Raw genomic sequence first — 15,622 nt, forward strand, 5'->3', positions numbered from 1 at the left:
CGTGGTCAACAACGTCTTCGAGCCGGCAACCCTGGGACCGATCCAGTTGCGCAACCGTACGGTGAAAGCCGCGACCTTCGAAGGGCGCACTCCAGACAGCCTCGTCACCGATGAGCTCATCGACTATCACTTGGCTCCCGCGCGCGGGGGCGTCGGTCTCACGACGGTGGCGTACCTCGCCATCGCACCGGAGGGTCGTACGCAGAAGGAAGTCATCGTCGTCAACGAGAAGTCGGCTCCCGGCCTGCAACGGCTCACCGATGCGATCCACGAAACTGGCGCCAAGATCGCGGGCCAACTCGGTCACGCTGGGCCGGTCGCCAATGGCCGATCCAACGGCGTGCACGCGATCGCAGCCTCGAAGATGCCGTCCCCGCTGAGCATGCAGATGATCAAGTCGGCGACAGCGGCAGACATCACTCGGGTCACAAAGGACTACGTACGCACCGCACGGATCATGGTTGACGCCGGCTTCGACGTACTCGAGATCCACATGGCGCACGGCTACCTGCTCAGCTCCTTCCTCGCACCGAAGCAGAACCGTCGCAAGGACGGTTGGGGCGGCTCGCTGGAGAACCGGGCAAAGTTCGCGCGCGATGTTGCCCGCGTCGTCCGCGAGGAGGTCGGTGACGCCGCCGCCGTGACCGCCAAGATCGGCATGACCGAGGGCTCTCCGGCCGGCTTCTCAATGCCCGAGACGCTCGAGTTCGCGCAGATGCTGGAAGCCGACGGTCACCTCGACGCCCTCGAGCTCAGCGCCGGAAGCTCGCTGCTCAACCCGATGTACCTGTTCCGTGGCGACGTTCCGCTCAAGGAGTTCGCGGCCAACATGCCGGCGTTCGTACGGTTCGGGCTCAAGACGCCAATGGGCAAGAGCTTCTTCAAGTCCTACCCGTTTGAGGAGGCCTACCTGCGGGAGAAGGCACTGGCCTTCCGCGAGGGCCTTTCGATGCCGTTGATCATGCTTGGTGGCATCAACGACAAGGCGACGATGGATCGGGCCATGGAAGAAGGTTTCGAGTTCGTCGCGATGGGTCGTGCGCTGTTGCGTGAGCCTGACTTGATCAACCGTATGCAAGCAGGCGAGACCACACAGGGCATCTGCATCCATTGCAACCAGTGCATGCCGACGATCTACAGCGGCACTCGCTGCACCGTATTGGAGCCCACAGCATGAACATCTTCTTGTGGGTCCTCCAGGGCTTTCTCGCTGCGATGTTCCTGACTGCTGGAACGCTGAAGCTCACTCAGCCGCGTGCCAAGCTCGAGTCGTTTATGCCGTGGGTCAAGGACTTCTCGACTCCGGTCGTGCGGTTCGTGGGCGTTGCGGAGGTACTCGGCGCCATCGGCGTGGTCGTTCCGGCGCTCGTCGACAAGGCGGTGTGGCTGTCGCCACTGGCAGCCGCGGGACTCGGGCTGTTGATGCTGCTGGCGGCGATCTTTCATATCCGCAAGTCGGAATGGTCTGAGGTCACCTTCAACGTGGTGATCGTGGTCGTTGCCGCGGTCGTCGCGATCTTCCGGTTCGGCCCCAACGCGTTCTAGCGCGGGCGCCTGAACTTCACGTCGATACGTCGAATGCGCGGATCGTCAGCGGGGATGTGAAACGTTTCGTAGACGTGCAGAGGCTTCGGTACGCCACGCGAATCCAGAAGGAAGTCGACGAGGACGTTGTCTCCATCCACGGAGAAGTTCTTTTCGCTGATGCCCTTGACCAGCTTGTACTGCGGCCCTGACGTCAGACTTCGCGTGAGGTGAGCTCCGGAGAACCCGGTCTTCAGCCCGGCTTCCTTGCGTACAGCCTTCGGGTGGAACGGGACCGATGCACCATCCCGCGACAGCAGAGCTTGAAGGTACGAATCTGCGATCGCGATGCGCTCGGCGTCCGTGGCTGTCATACATTCACTCCGGTCTTCGCTAGCGGGGCGACGAACTGCTCGAGCAGTCGTCGCTCATCAGTATCGTCGGCGCCCGGCGTGATGAGTAGCGACATGGTCACCCGTATGCACCAACGTGTCAGCTGGACTGCGTGCTCGCTCGGGTGGTCCGACGCGAAGAACGTCAGGGCCAGCGACTCGATCATGGGGGAGGAGTTGGCGATCTCCGCCGCCAAGGCCGGCTCTCCGCTGCGGAACCAAGCCGCCAGGTAATCGGTGGTCCTGACTTCGCGCAGCAGCGCGACGATCATCGCCACCAATCGGTCGGGGGGATCGGTAATCGACTTGACCTCGTCCGAGACCAGCCCGATCAGGCGTACGGCTTCGCGCTGTGCGAATGCGAGGTGCAGATCCTGGCGACTGTCGAAGTAGCGATAGAGCGTCTGTCGCGAACATCCGGCGGCCTTCGCGACATCGGCCATGCCGACGACGTTGACGCCGCGTTCGACAAATAACGTCGTGGCGGCGTCGAGGATGTTCTGTGCAGCCATCGCCGAGTGCTCTTCACGCAGCCATGTCATGACGCGCTCCGGAACGGCACGGAGGTCGGTCGCCGTACGTAGCTCCCCGGCGCCCAGGTGACGGCGTCGATGTCGACCTCGAAGGTGGGACAGAACGCGAGCAGTTCCTCGAGGGCGACTCGTGCCTGCATTCGGGCCGCAGCAGCACCGAGGCAGTGATGGGCGCCGTGCGAGAACGTCATGATCTGCTGCGGACGGCGGAGCACATCGAGGGCGCCAGCGTCGGGTCCGTAGGCACGCTCGTCGCGGTTGGCCGCTCCGTACAACAGCAGCACCTTGCGTCCGGCTGGTATGACCTTGTCGTCCAGCTCGACGTCCTTGGTGGCGGTACGAGCCAGCGCCTGCACGGGGGAGGTCAGCCGGAGGAACTCGTCGACGCTGTCGGGCACCCGGCTCGGATCCTCAAGCAGGAGGGCGCGCTGGTCCGGGTTCTGGGTCAACAGCTGAACGGCGCCGCCGAGCATTCCGGTGGTGGTGTCGTTGCCGCCGGCGACCATGGTGAAGGCGAAACCAAGGATCGACATCAGGCCCTCGTCGTCGCCCTCCACCCCCATACCGCTGGAGACGAGGTGCGAAATGGTGTCGTCCTCTGGATCGGTACGTCGGCGCGCGATCAGATCGGTGAAGTAGACCATCAGGTCGGCGATGGCATCGCCGCCTGCGGCGAATCCCTCGCCGGCGGATGCCTCGAAGATGGCTTCGGTCCAGACGTCGAACTGGCCACGGTCCTCTTCGGGCACGCCGAGGTAGTAGGCGACGACCATGCTTGGCAGAGGCTTGAACAGCTCCTCGACGATGTCTCCCTCGCCAGCATCTGCGAGTCGCTGCAGGCGCTCTCGAACGAACTCTCGTACGGCAGGCTCGACCGCCTCGACCTGGCGCGGGGTGAATCCGCGTGACACGAGACGACGGAACTCGGTGTGCGCCGGAGGGTCCTGCATGACCATCGGCGGGTTGTCGGCCATGCCGGTCTTCTCGAGCTCGTCGTATTCGATCGTGAGGCCGTTGGCTGACGAGAACGTGGTGAAGTCGCGTGCCGCCTCGTGGACCTGAGCATGGCGGGTCAGCACCCAGTAGTCGTTCTCCGGTGCGCATTCAGGCACGACGTGGTGCACAGGGTCGTGGTCGCGCAGGGCGGCGTACATCGGCCACGGGTCTCGCCACGTTGCCTCGGAGCGAGCGACATAGGCGGCGTTATCGGACACAGTCTCTGTCATGTCAGAACGGTGTTACAAATCATCGAATCTGTCAAGTCCTGCTCCGGGCCCAGAGAACTGCCCGTATGGGATTGTGTGGGACATGGCGCCTCAGTCTTCCTCCGTTGCCCCGTCATGGGTGCCGTCGAGTGCCTCCATCGAGAGCTCGCGCGTGGTGCAGTTCGCCCGGTGGCTTGAGGCAGAGGGCAAGGCGTACTTCCTCGATCCGACCGACTTCGGTGAGCTCCAGGCATGGTCGGCGGCCAACCCCGGCGACTTCTGGGGTGCTGTTGCGGCGTTCTTCAACGTCGCGTTCGAGACGCCGCCCACCGTCTCGCTCGGTGACGAGTCAATGCCTGGAGCGGAGTGGTTCCCCGGGTCCACGCTCAACATTGCTGAACACTTCCTTCGCCGTGACGACGAGGCGACCGCGATCGTGCTGGTGCGCGACGACGGCACGCGAGAGTCGATCACGTTCCGGGAGCTGCGACGCCAGGTGGGCGTGGTCGCAGCGGGGCTGGCTGATCTTGGTGTCGGAACCGGGCATCGTGTGGTCGCATACCTGCCCAGCAGCATTGAGGGTGTCGTGGCGTTCCTCGCCACCGCATCCGTTGGGGCCACCTGGGCGCAGACAGCAATGGACTATGCGGCGCCCGCGGCGGCAGATCGCCTTGCCCAGCTCGAGCCGACCGTATTCATCGTCGGCACCGGTCATACGTTCAAGGGGCAGGTCATCGACCGGCGCGAAGAGGCCGCAGCCTTGCGAGCATTGCTCCCAACCGCCCGCCACGTCATCACCGTCCCGACTGCTGGCCTCGAGCCCGCGATGGCTGACACCTCGACGTGGGCTGACTTGGTCTCCGGTCCTCGGTCGATGGAGCCCGTACCCGTCTCCTTCGACCACCCGCTGTGGGTGCTGTTCAGCTCCGGCACGACGGGCAAGCCCAAGGGCATCGTGCACGGTCATGGCGGTGCGCTGCTGGAGCAGCTCGTCCTGGCTGGATTGCACGTGGGTCTGCGCGACGACGATGTGTTCTTCTGGTTCACCTCACCCAATTGGATGATGTGGAACGCACAGGTCGGCGGACTCCTCGTGGGGTCAACCATCGTGTTGTACGACGGCAGCCCCGCCGTCCCGACCTCCGATGCGCTCTGGCGCGTCGCTGCGGAACTGCAGGTCACCGTGTTCGGCGCAAGCCCGGGTTACCTGCAGCTGTGCGAACGCGAGGGCGTCGATCCGGGCAAGGAAGTGGACCTTTCGAGGATCAGGACCGTCGGCATCACCGGGTCCGTTCTTCCACCGTCGGGCAACCGGTGGGTCCGCGAACACATCAGCCCCGACATCCAGGTGGCATCGCTGAGCGGTGGCACGGACATCGTCGGGATCTTCGTTGCCAGTGCGCCAACCACTCCTGTCTACGACGGAGAGATCAGCGCGATCGCGCTTGGCGTCTCGCTCCAGGTCTGGGACGACGACGGCAAGCCGGTCGAGCCGGGTGTTGCCGGTGAAATGGTCATCACCCGCCCCATGCCGTCGATGCCTGTGTCGTTCTGGAACGACCCTGACCGCAGCGCGTACGAGGGTGCCTACTTCGAGACCTTCCCGGGCGTATGGCGACATGGCGACTCCATCACCGTCACCGAGCGCGGGACGGTGGTGATCCACGGCCGTTCCGACTCGACGCTGAACCGGCAGGGCGTCAGGCTTGGGAGCGCTGAGATCTACGCTGCGGCCGAGTCGCTTCCCGATGTGCTGGACTCGCTCGTCGTCGGTGTCGAGCAACCCGATGGTGGCTACTGGATGCCGATGTTCGTCGTGGCGGCAGAAGGTAGCGATCTTGAAGGGCTGCCTGACCGGATCAAGGCGCGCATCCGTGAGCAGACGTCACCTCGCCACGTGCCCGATGAAATCATCATCGCTCCCGCGCTACCGCACACGCGTACGGGCAAGAAGCTCGAAGTGCCGGTCAAGCGACTGCTCCTTGGCGGCGATTCGGCGAAGGTGCTCAGCGCTGGCGCGGTCGACGACCTGACGGCCCTGAACTGGATCATCGACTTCGTAGAGCAGCGAGCCTGACGCTCAGAATGGCGGCCAGGGCACCGCGGGCATGTCTCCCGACGGGCCGGGGAACGTCGCGTTCTTGATGAGCCGGTCGCAGCGAGCACCCAGTGACGCCAGCTCCTGGCCCGTGAGCAGTTCCGCCAAATCTGCGCCGAGATCTCCGTCGAGTGCCGTGCGGACGCGCTGCACGCCCGTGAGTTCGTCGGCCTCGAGCTGTGCATCGATCCATCCCCACAGGACGGTGCGGAGCTTGTGCTCGGCGTGGAACGTCAGTCCGTGGTCGATGCCGTATCGGTGACCATCGACCATCTCGAGTACGTGGCCGCCTTTGCGGTCGGCGTTGTTGACCACGATGTCGAAGACGGCCATTCGCCGTAGTGCGGCGGAGTCCTCGTGGATGAGCGATACGGGCACATCACGGGCATCGAGCCCGTCCAGTACGTGGTGCCAGCCTTCCCTTACCGCGTCCGCGGGAACGAGATCGACTGCGTTCTGGTCTGGGTCGACGTCCTGCCACAACTGAACCATGCCGACGCCCATCGGACCCTCGCGGAGCCAGGTGCGGGGGACGATATTCCAGCCGAACGCTTCCGACACGACATAGGCAGCCGTCTCGCGCCGGGCGAGGTTGCCGTCCGGGAAGTCCCACAACGGGCGTTCGCCGGCGACAGGCTTGTAGACCACCGGCACGTCGCCGATGTGGCCGACGAAGGTCGCATTGGAGGCCGGCATGATCCGGCTTGTGAGGACCAGCTCGGCGGCGAGGAGGTCAGTCACCGAAACCCTTCGGGCAACTCGCAGATGTGGTCATCAGAATCCATGGGCAGGCTGCACAGCGGGCAGAGGGGCCGACCAGCGCCGACGACTTCACGCGTGCGCTTGGCGAAGGCGCGTGCTGTGCCGACTGGAATGCGTACGACGAGGACTTCTTCGGGCTCAAGCTCGTCCATGTCGAGCACTTCGAGCTCTTCGGCGTCCACCTCGATGATCGGAAATGCTTCGATGACGAGTTGTGCGGTCGTCGGGTCCCAACCCAAGCCCATCGCGCCGGCACGGAACTGCTCCTCGATCGGCTGCTCGAGCGGATCGTTGTCGACCAGACCTTCGGGTGTCAGAGCAGGCACGCTGAATGGGTTGCCGTCCTCGGCCATCAGTTCGTCGAGGATCTCCTCAATGCGCTCTGCGAGTGCCGCGGACTGCTGCTTCTCCATCGAGACGCTGACGAGCTGTTTGCCTGCACGGGCCTGGATGTAGAACGTGCGCTCGCCGGGTTGGCCAACGGTGCCGATGACCAGTCGATCGGGCCAGTCGAATCCGTGGACGATGGGAGCCATGACGACCAGCCTAGGAGTCGGTGGCAACGTCCGCTGCGTGACCCGCTCCGCCGCCCACGGGCGCGTCCTCGGACGCAGGCTTCCCGCGCATCCATGAGAGGTCTCCAGCATGGGTGTTGGAGGCCACGACGTACGGGCGAGCGGACGTGTAACGGATGATCGACGCAGATGCCGGATCGACGTTGATCCGCTGGAAGAGATCGAGATGCATGCCGAGTGCGTCAGCCAGGATCGCTTTGATGATGTCGCCGTGGCTCACGGCAGCCCACACGGCACCGGCGCCGTGCTCGGCCTCGATCGCCGCATCGTGCCGCCGGATTGCCTCGACAGCTCGTGCCTGCATCGTTGCCATTGACTCGCCGCCTGGGAAGGCTGCCGCTGCTGGATGGTTCTGCACGATCGACCAGAGGTCCTCCTTGGCGAGATCGCTGAGAGATCGGCCCTGCCAGTCCCCGTAGTCGCATTCGGTGATGCCCTTCTCGGTCACGACCTTCGGCTTGTTGGCTTGCTGGCCGACGATCGCCTTGGACGTTTGACGGCAGCGCTTGAGCGGACTGGTGACAATGCCCACGAGTGGCACATCACCGAGTCGTTCTCCCGTGCGTGCGACTTGCTCGTGTCCGACCTCGTCAAGTTGGATGCCCGGCGTACGGCCTGCAAGCAGCCCGCTGGCGTTCGCCGTCGTACGTCCGTGTCGCACCAAGATCACCGTTGCCATGTGGCGAGCCTAGGTGCTGGACCCGGGGCCCGGTTGCCAATGATCGATGAGTAACCAAAGGGTTGCACATTGCCCGATCGTATGTGTAAGGTCGTGGTTACACATACATCGGAGGAGAACCCATGAACACCAACACCATCGAGCGCGAGATCGCCATCGAGGCGCCCGTCGAGCGTGTCTGGTCGCTGATCACCCAGGCCGAACATCTCGGCACCTGGTTCGGTGACGCTGGCGCGAACATCGACCTTCGCCCGGGCGGCGCCCTTGAGGTCCGCTGGGACGGCCATACGCTGATTGGCACTGTTGACGCGGTTGAGCCGACGAGCCGATTCACGTTCCGCTGGCATCAGCTGGACACTCCCGCCGGCGCAGATCTCACCGAGCAGAACTCGACGCTGGTGGAGTTCACACTCACCAGCGAGGGCGACACGACCCACGTACGCCTGGTGGAGAGCGGATTCGGCTCGCTCGCACTGCCCGCTGAGCAGCAGGTCGCGATGCATGCCGATCACAGCGGCGGCTGGCCGGTCGAGCTCGGCCACCTCAAGGACCACGCTGCAGTCGTGGCGGCCTGAGTGATGGCCACCGACACCGAGGTGTTCAGCGCCCTCGGTGACGCAACCCGTTGGCAGGTCCTCACCTCGCTCGCCGAGCGTGGTGAGGGCTCAGCCACGGTGCTAGCTCGGGATCTGCCGGTGAGTCGACCTGCCGTACTTAAGCATCTTCAGGTGCTGGACCGGGTGGGTCTCGTCGGTTCTCGAAAGGTCGGTCGCGAGGTCCTCTACTCGCCCCGATCCGAACGCCTCGACGCGACGGCGCGCCGGATGGCCGAACTTGCAGCGGCATGGGACACCAGGCTCGCTGCCCTCAAGAAGCTGGCAGAAAGCCAATAGGCAAGGAATCAACACATGACCACACAAGACAGAGCAGATGCGGCCACGCCTGGCCTGGCACAAAACGGCTACTCAGTGTCGTACGCGGTCGAGCAGTCACCGGAGGAGGTCTTCGCGGCCATCCTCGACGTCAGTGCATGGTGGACGGGAGAGATCGAGGGCCACGCGGACGAGGTGGGCGCTGAGTTCTCGTACCGACACCCGCCGCAGCACTACAGCCTCCAGCGCGTCGTCGAGCTCGATCCAAGCCGACGTGTGGTGTGGCGGGTGACGGACAGCCACTTGTCCTTCATCTCGGAGCCGGCCGAGTGGACTGGAAGTGAGATCGTGTTCGACATCGTGCCGGTGGCCGACGGCACCGAACTGAGGTTCACCCATGTCGGGCTGGTGCCAGACGTCGAGTGCTTTGGAGCGTGCTCGGCGGGATGGCTGCACTACGTCAGCGGGAGCCTGCGCAGTCTGATCACCACCGGCACAGGTCTCCCCGATCCCTGGTAGCTAGCCCGCGACGTATTCGGCGAGGTGTTTGCCGGTCAGCGTCTTCTTGTTGGCGACCAGGTCCGCCGGGATGCCCTCGAAGACGACCTTGCCGCCGTCGTGACCTGCACCGGGTCCGAGATCGATGATCCAGTCGGCATGCGCCATCACAGCCTGGTGGTGCTCGATCACAATGATCGACTTGCCGGACTCAACCAGACGATCCAGCAGTCCGAGGAGGTTCTCGACGTCGGCAAGATGCAAGCCGGTGGTCGGCTCATCGAGGACGTAGATGTCTCCCTTGCCAGCCATCTGGGTGGCGAGCTTGATGCGCTGGCGCTCACCACCGGACAAAGTCGTGAGGGGCTGCCCGAGCGTCAGGTAGCCGAGTCCGACATCGGACAGGCGATCGAGGATCTTGTGAGCAGCAGGTGTGTCGGCGTCGCCGGCGGCGAAGAACTTTTCGGCTTCGTCGACCGACATCGCCAGCACTTCAGCGATGTTCTGTCCGCCCAGCGTGTATTCGAGCACCGAGGCCTGGAAGCGCTTGCCATTGCACTCCTCGCAGACGGACTCGACCGTCGCCATCACGCCCAGCTCGGTGTAGATGATGCCGTTGCCGTTGCAGCTCGGGCAGGCGCCTTCGGAGTTGGAGCTGAAGAGTGCCGGCTTCACGTTGTTGGCCTTGGCAAACGCCTTGCGAATCGGCTCGAGCAGCCCGGTGTAGGTCGCTGGATTGCTGCGACGTGAGCCGCGGATCGCGCCCTGATCGATCACGACCACGCCGTCGCGACCATCGACCGACCCATGGATCAGCGAGCTCTTGCCTGAGCCGGCTACGCCTGTGACGACACAGAGCAGACCGAGCGGGATGTCGACATCGACGTTCTGGAGGTTGTGAGTCGAAGCGCCTCGGATCTCCAGAGCGCCGGACGACGTACGGACTTCGTCCTTGAGCTTCGCCCGGTCGTCGAAATGACGTCCGGTTGTCGTGTCGCTCTTGCGGAGACCATCGACTGATCCTTCGAAGCAGACCGCGCCGCCTCCGGCGCCTGCCGCAGGGCCGAGGTCGACGATGTGATCGGCGATCGCGATTGTCTCGGGCTTGTGCTCGACGACCAAGACAGTGTTGCCCTTGTCGCGCAGCTGCAGCAGCAGCTGGTTCATGCGCTGGATGTCGTGCGGGTGCAGACCGATCGTCGGCTCGTCGAAGACGTACGTGATGTCGGTCAGTGACGAACCGAGGTGACGGATCATCTTGGTGCGCTGAGCCTCGCCGCCAGACAGCGTGCCTGCTGGCCGGTCGAGCGAGAGGTAGCCGAGCCCGATCTCGGAGAATGAGTCGAGCACGTGCTGTAGACCGGTCAACAAGGGTGCTACCGAGGGTTCGTTGAGGTCGCGCACCCAGTCGGCCAGATCCGTGATCTGCATCCGGCAGACGTCAGCGATGTTCTTGCCCTTGATCTTGGAGGATCGAGCCTCGGCGCTGAGCCGGGTGCCTTCGCACTCGGGGCAGGTCTGGAAGGTGATGGCTCGCTCGACGAACGCCCGAATGTGCGGCTGCATGGCGTCGACGTCCTTGGTCAGAATCGACTTCTGGATCTTGGGGATCACGCCTTCGTACGTGAGGTTGATGCCTTCGACCTTGATCTTGGTCGGCTCCTTGTAGAGCAGATCGTCGAGCTCCTTCTTGGTGAACTTCTTGATCGGCTTGTCCATGTCGAAGCCGAAGCCGCTGAAGATTCGGCCGTACCAGCCGTCCATGCTGTAGCCCGGGACGGTGAGGGCGCCCTCGCCGAGCGACTTCTCCTCGTCATAGATCGCCGTCATGTCGAAGTCGGAGACGGCTCCCATACCTTCGCAGCGTGCGCACATTCCGCCGAGATAAACCTGGTTCTGCACGACGGCCTTCTCGACGCGTCCGCCAGCCTTCTCTGTGCTCATCACGCCGCTCGCCTTGCGGGTGGGGACGTTGAACGAGAACGCCGTCGGCGGCCCGATCTGGGGGTCGCCGAGACGGCTGAAGAGAATGCGCAGCATCGCATTGGCGTCCGTTGCGGTGCCCACAGTTGAACGAGGGTTGGCACCCATCCGCTCCTGATCGACGATGATCGCCGTCGTCAGACCTTCGAGGTAGTCGACGTCGGGACGTGCAAGGTTGGGCATGAATCCTTGGACGAACGCGCTGTAGGTCTCGTTAATCATGCGCTGCGACTCGGCCGCGATGGTGGCGAACACCAGCGAGCTCTTGCCGGAACCCGAGACTCCCGTGAACACAGTGAGTCGGCGCTTGGGGATCTCGACACTGACGTCCTTGAGATTGTTCTCGCGTGCACCTTGCACGCGGATCAGATCGTGGCTGTCAGCCGGATGTTCGGCGGTGCTCATCGTGTCTCCGTCGCTCGCGGTGGCTCGTTCACGGCAACCCTAGCGAGGGGCGGAGACACCGCGCTTCTCCAAACCTGACCGACTCCTGATCAGCCCTGGCGTGCGTGGCAGTACGCGTTGCGCTCGGCGGTTCTGGCCTTGGACGACGCGAAGAGGCTGCGATACAGAACGGCCTGCGTGGTCGCGTAGGTTTCGATATTCGACTTGGCGATCGAGAGTGCCAGCGGAGTCTTCGCGAGTGAGAGCGCCTCGGCATTGCGCCAGACCGTCTCGCGCCAGCCAAGCATGATGGCGCCGACTGCTTCCTCGTCCAGATTGGCGAGATTGACGTCATCGAACCGAGGGTCGAGCTCGAGGGCTTCTTCGGAGAAGACCGGGTGGTAGAGGCTGTCGAGGCGCGCATTGAACCTGTTGTGGTCAGGCTTGTGCGACACGCCGTCTGCACCGGTGAGTCCGGCATCCGCCAGAACGTACGAGAAGTCGCGGTTGATGTGCGCGTTCATCGACAGCATGAAGTTGCCCAGTGCGCTGACCGAGCCGTCGTCGGCCGCCTGGAACGCGATACGCCAGGCCTGCGGGACGAGGTTCTTGCGGCCGGCGTGCCAGTTGTCGTACGAGTCGTAGTAGTCCTGTGCGAACGCTGCGTCCTGGTTGCGCAGCCACACAGGATCGTCGTAGATCCCTTCGTCGAGAGCGTCTCGCACGTTCTCGGTCACCCGGAGGTACGCCAGCGCGAACACCGCGTCGTGGTCGCATGTCGCACGCAGGGCGTCGTAGCGTTTCTCCATCTGCGCGATCGTCACGCCGATACACGTGGGACTGCCGTCAGCGCACTCGGTCGCGCTGGTCGGGTGGTACGGCACCGGCAGTGGCGGAAGGATCTCGATGATCGGATCCAGCGTGCCTGCGTTGGCCGGCAGTGCCGTCAGGCTCAAGCCGATCGAAACGGCGGCGAGCAGCATGCGTCGTGGGAGCGACATAGGCGCGACCATACGCGCTTTTCGGCGGGACGATGGTCCTAAGGATCACGGCCCTGCGACCGTGCTCCCCGGTTTTGTTCTGCCCGACAGTGGGAATGTCCACTGTTAGGAGACATCATGAGCGGATTTCGTCCACACGTCGTTGTCGGTGTTTCTCGCAAGCAACCCGGCGTCATCAGGCAGGCCTTGGCTGAAGCCGATCGGCTCGGAGCGGCGCTGCACGTGGTGCATTGCCACGACGTCCAACTCTCGACGGCCGACTTTCACGGCAAGGGCGAGTTCGTGGGATCTGTGGCGGCATCGGCGGCCCTGACGGATGCCCACGATTTCATCAAAAGCGAGGCGCCGTCACAGATCGTCAATTTCATGGAGGTCGAGGGCGAGACAAGCAAAGTCCTACTTGCGCACGCCCGCGATGCACAAACGATCATCCTCGGAGCCGGTGAGGCGTCCTGGCTTGATTGGGTGCGCGGGGGAACCATGGCGGGGCGCATCGCTCGCGACGCGAGTTGTCCCGTGATCATGGTGCCTGAGCGCTGTGCCTCGGTGGACGAGCACGGTGCCATCGTCGTCACAATCGACGGGGACACGTCGGCGTTCGGGCCGCTGAGTTATGGATTTGAACAGGCACAGTCGCGCGACAGGTTGCTGATCATCCTGCATGCCGTGCCTCTTGGTACGTCAGACGCCGATTTCGAGAGTCACCGTGCCAACGTCGCCGAGATCATTGCCGGCTGGAATGGCCTGTTCCCTGACGTCAAGGTCCTGGTGTCCTCGACGATCGGCGATGCCGTCGACGCGTGCGTCGGGGCGAGCAGCTCGGCGTCCCTCGTGGTGATCGGTCGGCCCCACGGGCGAGTCGGTTCGTTCGCGCTGGCGCGACCTGTTGCGATGAGTGTGTTGCGCCGAGCTCAGTGCGCGGTTGCGATCGTCCCGCGGGACTATCGACATGACCGTGTCAGTGACTCGACACGCGCCGACCGTCAATCAACTCTGGTGTGAGAGCAACGACCAGCGCTCGCTCGCCTGGCGCCCAAGGGCGGAGGGAAGCGAGGTTAGCCGTGCTGGCCAATCCTGCCGATTCATGGACACGTGAGGTCGTCCCGCGTACGGTCACGTTCCACGCATCGCGGGTCGTCGTTCCGTGGTGGTCGACCTCGAAGGCAACATCGACCAGTCCGTCCGCCAACTCGGACAGGACTCCTTCCTCATTGACACGGAAGTAGATCACCCCGTCGACCATGGCGAAGTTGAGGGGCAGCAGTTGCTGGCCGTGATGGCTGATGAACGCAACACGGCCGACTGTCGTCGTCGACAGCAGTTGGTAGCACTCTTGCTCATCGAGCACGCTGATCGAGCTGATCCTGGTTGTCATGTGGTCTCCCTGGCGATGGCGAATCTCATCGGGGGCCAACCTTCGGGAGAGCGGGGCTTGCTCCAGCCGCCCGATGGACTCTCAGATCCAATTCTTGCTGACCTCCCCGGGCGTACGTATGGCCGTTCTCCCCCAGGGGGCAGGACCTTGGTCCCGTCTGGTCCCTGTTGACCATTGGACCAACGCCCTGCGGATCACCTACGAAGGGCCCTGAGCCAGCGAGCGATTCGGGGCAATGCTGGGGCCAAGACCAAAAGCTTCCACGAACCACCAAGAGAAGGAGAACATGATGACCGCCACCGTCAACACTGACAGGACCCACGTCTCGCACGCCGGTCCCGATCACACATCACCGCTGGACTACGTGCTCGGAGTGACCCGGATTGCCTTGGGATTCACCTTCCTCTGGCCGTTCCTCGACAAGGCCTTTGGCCTCGGACACGAAACAGCATCGGCAGACGCTTGGATCAACGGCGGCAGCCCCACGGCAGGATTCCTCGGACACGCCACGAGTGGCCCGTTCGCTGACTTCTTCCAGGGCATGGCCGGTCACGCCTGGGCTGACTGGGGCTTCATGCTCGGATTGCTTGGCATCGGTACCGCGTTGATCCTCGGTGTGGCAATGCGCCTGGCTACCTCTACAGGAGCGCTGCTGCTGATCCTCATGTTTGCTGCGACGCTGCCGCCGGAGAACAACCCGATCATGGATGACCACGTCATCTACGCACTCGTACTCGGAGTCCTGGCCTTCGGTCACGCAGGTCGCACCTTGGGCTTCGGCAAGGTCTGGGAGCGCCAGCCGCTGGTCGAGGGTTCAGCGATCCTGCGGTGACGGAGGCAAGATCCCCGATTGGCAGAGATGCCGGTCGGGGATCTTTGCACGTCTACGCGGGATCGTCGATGAAAGGCATGACGATCTCGAGGAACTCCCAAGGCTGGGAGGAGAACGGCAGGTGCCCCGTTGGGAACTCGTGCAGTGTCGCGTTGGGTATGACGGCGGCAGCACGCTTGCCATCGCCCAACGGTGTGGTCAGGTCCTTCGTGCCCCACATGAGCAGCGTCGGTGCGGTGATCTTGGCGGCTGTCGAGCGCAAGTCGAAGGAGGGGTCGGCGAAACTGCTCCAGAGCTTGGCAGCGACAGCTGCGCCGCTGCCCGCAGCTCGCGCCTTGACTCGGGTGATGATCGCCTTGTCGGAGTCCGTCTTGGCGCGCATGTACGCCTTGGCCAGTAGCGGCAACATGCGCTTGGTGAAGATGGCTGGACTGCTCATCAGCTTGATGAACGCCTTGGTCGCGGGGGTTTGCTTGGTGAATCCGCCCGAGTTGACGAGCACCAGACCAGCCACTCGCTCCGGGTCGTCGATCGCGAGCTGAGCTGCGGCATAGCCGCCGACGGAGTTGCCGATGAAAATCGCTGGTTCGAGGTTGAGCGCGTTGACGACATCCTTGAGGGTGACGACCAGGTCGGAGGCGAGAGGGAGCGCACCGCTGTTGGACGACTCGCCGTGGTGGGGCCAGTCGAGTGCGATTGCTCGGTGATTGCGGGTGATCTCGTCAAAGATTGGATCGAAGTCACGGCGATCGTGAAGGGTCGCGTGAAGCATGACGACTGGTACGCCGGTGCCGCCTTCGCGATAGCTGATCAGGCCGTGCGTCGTCGCAATGCTGGGCATGACTCTCCAATAACTGATGAGGCAGTCATGTCTACCGCATGTGCAGTCGCCGTTGTCCTCTGATTCGA

18 protein-coding genes are annotated in these 15,622 nt (G+C 63.8%); 8 read left to right on the forward strand and 10 right to left on the reverse strand.

All coding sequences use genetic code 11. The features are described 5' to 3' along the window. The first annotated feature begins 1 nt into the window (after window position 1). The gene (locus J2X11_RS06140) at window positions 2-1,177 is read left to right on the forward strand and encodes an NADH:flavin oxidoreductase (protein WP_309968014.1); all 1,176 of its coding nucleotides are present in this window, start codon (window positions 2-4) and stop codon (window positions 1,175-1,177) included. Further along, window positions 1,174-1,545, forward strand: coding sequence for a DoxX family protein (locus J2X11_RS06145; RefSeq protein ID WP_309968018.1), 372 nt, complete (start codon window positions 1,174-1,176; stop codon window positions 1,543-1,545). The genes J2X11_RS06140 and J2X11_RS06145 overlap by 4 nt, the downstream gene beginning before the upstream one ends. On the opposite strand, the gene J2X11_RS06150 is transcribed toward J2X11_RS06145, so the two are convergent. Genes J2X11_RS06150 through J2X11_RS06160 form a run of 3 tightly spaced genes read right to left on the reverse strand, consistent with a single transcriptional unit; the run spans window position 1,542 to window position 3,675 of the window. Then, window positions 1,542-1,898 (reverse strand): hypothetical protein, encoded by a 357-nt coding sequence (locus J2X11_RS06150; protein ID WP_309968021.1) that lies wholly within the window; start codon window positions 1,896-1,898, stop codon window positions 1,542-1,544. The two genes, J2X11_RS06145 and J2X11_RS06150, sit on opposite strands and share 4 nt — an antisense overlap. Next, window positions 1,895-2,458: a TetR/AcrR family transcriptional regulator gene (locus J2X11_RS06155; protein WP_309968024.1), complete on the reverse strand. Its 564-nt coding sequence runs from the start codon at window positions 2,456-2,458 to the stop codon at window positions 1,895-1,897. Before J2X11_RS06155 ends, J2X11_RS06150 begins: the two co-directional genes overlap by 4 nt. After that, entirely contained in the window at window positions 2,455-3,675 is a 1,221-nt protein-coding gene (locus J2X11_RS06160; protein ID WP_309968027.1) for a cytochrome P450, read from the reverse strand. Before J2X11_RS06160 ends, J2X11_RS06155 begins: the two co-directional genes overlap by 4 nt. A gap of 82 nt (window positions 3,676-3,757) precedes the next feature. Between J2X11_RS06160 and J2X11_RS06165 the strand changes: the two genes are divergently transcribed. Beyond that, entirely contained in the window at window positions 3,758-5,731 is a 1,974-nt protein-coding gene (locus J2X11_RS06165; protein WP_309968030.1) for an acetoacetate--CoA ligase, read from the forward strand. Between the two features lie 3 nt (window positions 5,732-5,734). Here the strand turns inward: J2X11_RS06165 and J2X11_RS06170 are convergent, their stop codons facing one another. The 3 genes from J2X11_RS06170 to J2X11_RS06180 are packed head-to-tail and all read right to left on the reverse strand — an operon-like array spanning window position 5,735 to window position 7,768. Next, a complete protein-coding gene (locus J2X11_RS06170; protein ID WP_309968034.1) occupies window positions 5,735-6,493 on the reverse strand; it encodes an SCO1664 family protein in 759 nt (252 codons plus the stop codon). Next, window positions 6,490-7,050, reverse strand: a complete 561-nt coding sequence (locus J2X11_RS06175; protein ID WP_309968038.1) for a DUF3090 domain-containing protein — start codon at window positions 7,048-7,050, stop codon at window positions 6,490-6,492. The genes J2X11_RS06170 and J2X11_RS06175 overlap by 4 nt, the downstream gene beginning before the upstream one ends. 10 nt (window positions 7,051-7,060) lie before the next feature. Beyond that, window positions 7,061-7,768: a histidine phosphatase family protein gene (locus tag J2X11_RS06180; protein ID WP_309968041.1), complete on the reverse strand. Its 708-nt coding sequence runs from the start codon at window positions 7,766-7,768 to the stop codon at window positions 7,061-7,063. A 122-nt stretch (window positions 7,769-7,890) separates the two neighbouring features. On the opposite strand from J2X11_RS06180, the gene J2X11_RS06185 reads away from it, so the two are divergent. The 3 genes from J2X11_RS06185 to J2X11_RS06195 are packed head-to-tail and all read left to right on the forward strand — an operon-like array spanning window position 7,891 to window position 9,159. Next, complete coding sequence (locus J2X11_RS06185) at window positions 7,891-8,343, forward strand: SRPBCC domain-containing protein (protein WP_309968045.1); 453 nt, start codon at window positions 7,891-7,893, stop codon at window positions 8,341-8,343. Between the two features lie 3 nt (window positions 8,344-8,346). After that, a complete protein-coding gene (locus tag J2X11_RS06190; protein ID WP_309968048.1) occupies window positions 8,347-8,661 on the forward strand; it encodes an ArsR/SmtB family transcription factor in 315 nt (104 codons plus the stop codon). Between the two features lie 15 nt (window positions 8,662-8,676). Next, window positions 8,677-9,159, forward strand: a complete 483-nt coding sequence (locus J2X11_RS06195; protein ID WP_309968051.1) for an SRPBCC family protein — start codon at window positions 8,677-8,679, stop codon at window positions 9,157-9,159. Here J2X11_RS06195 and J2X11_RS06200 read toward each other — a convergent pair whose 3' ends face one another. Further along, window positions 9,160-11,526, reverse strand: a complete 2,367-nt coding sequence (locus J2X11_RS06200) for an excinuclease ABC subunit UvrA (RefSeq protein ID WP_309968054.1) — start codon at window positions 11,524-11,526, stop codon at window positions 9,160-9,162. Between the two features lie 89 nt (window positions 11,527-11,615). Next, entirely contained in the window at window positions 11,616-12,506 is an 891-nt protein-coding gene (locus J2X11_RS06205; RefSeq protein ID WP_309968057.1) for a DUF5995 family protein, read from the reverse strand. A gap of 117 nt (window positions 12,507-12,623) precedes the next feature. Between J2X11_RS06205 and J2X11_RS06210 the strand changes: the two genes are divergently transcribed. After that, window positions 12,624-13,508, forward strand: coding sequence for a universal stress protein (locus J2X11_RS06210; RefSeq protein WP_309968060.1), 885 nt, complete (start codon window positions 12,624-12,626; stop codon window positions 13,506-13,508). On the opposite strand, the gene J2X11_RS06215 is transcribed toward J2X11_RS06210, so the two are convergent. Further along, on the reverse strand, window positions 13,465-13,881 hold the full coding sequence (locus J2X11_RS06215) for a pyridoxamine 5'-phosphate oxidase family protein (RefSeq protein WP_309968064.1): 417 nt from the start codon (window positions 13,879-13,881) through the stop codon (window positions 13,465-13,467). The two genes, J2X11_RS06210 and J2X11_RS06215, sit on opposite strands and share 44 nt — an antisense overlap. A 286-nt stretch (window positions 13,882-14,167) precedes the next feature. Between J2X11_RS06215 and J2X11_RS06220 the strand changes: the two genes are divergently transcribed. Then, window positions 14,168-14,713 carry a hypothetical protein gene (locus J2X11_RS06220; RefSeq protein ID WP_309968067.1) on the forward strand — a complete coding sequence of 182 codons (546 nt, stop codon included), beginning with the start codon at window positions 14,168-14,170 and terminating at the stop codon, window positions 14,711-14,713. Between the two features lie 52 nt (window positions 14,714-14,765). On the opposite strand, the gene J2X11_RS06225 is transcribed toward J2X11_RS06220, so the two are convergent. Then, window positions 14,766-15,554: an alpha/beta fold hydrolase gene (locus J2X11_RS06225; RefSeq protein ID WP_309968070.1), complete on the reverse strand. Its 789-nt coding sequence runs from the start codon at window positions 15,552-15,554 to the stop codon at window positions 14,766-14,768. Window positions 15,555-15,622 lie beyond the last annotated feature (68 nt).

Origin of the sequence: Aeromicrobium panaciterrae (assembly GCF_031457275.1) — a bacterium.
In the GTDB taxonomy this organism is placed as follows: domain Bacteria; phylum Actinomycetota; class Actinomycetes; order Propionibacteriales; family Nocardioidaceae; genus Aeromicrobium; species Aeromicrobium panaciterrae_A.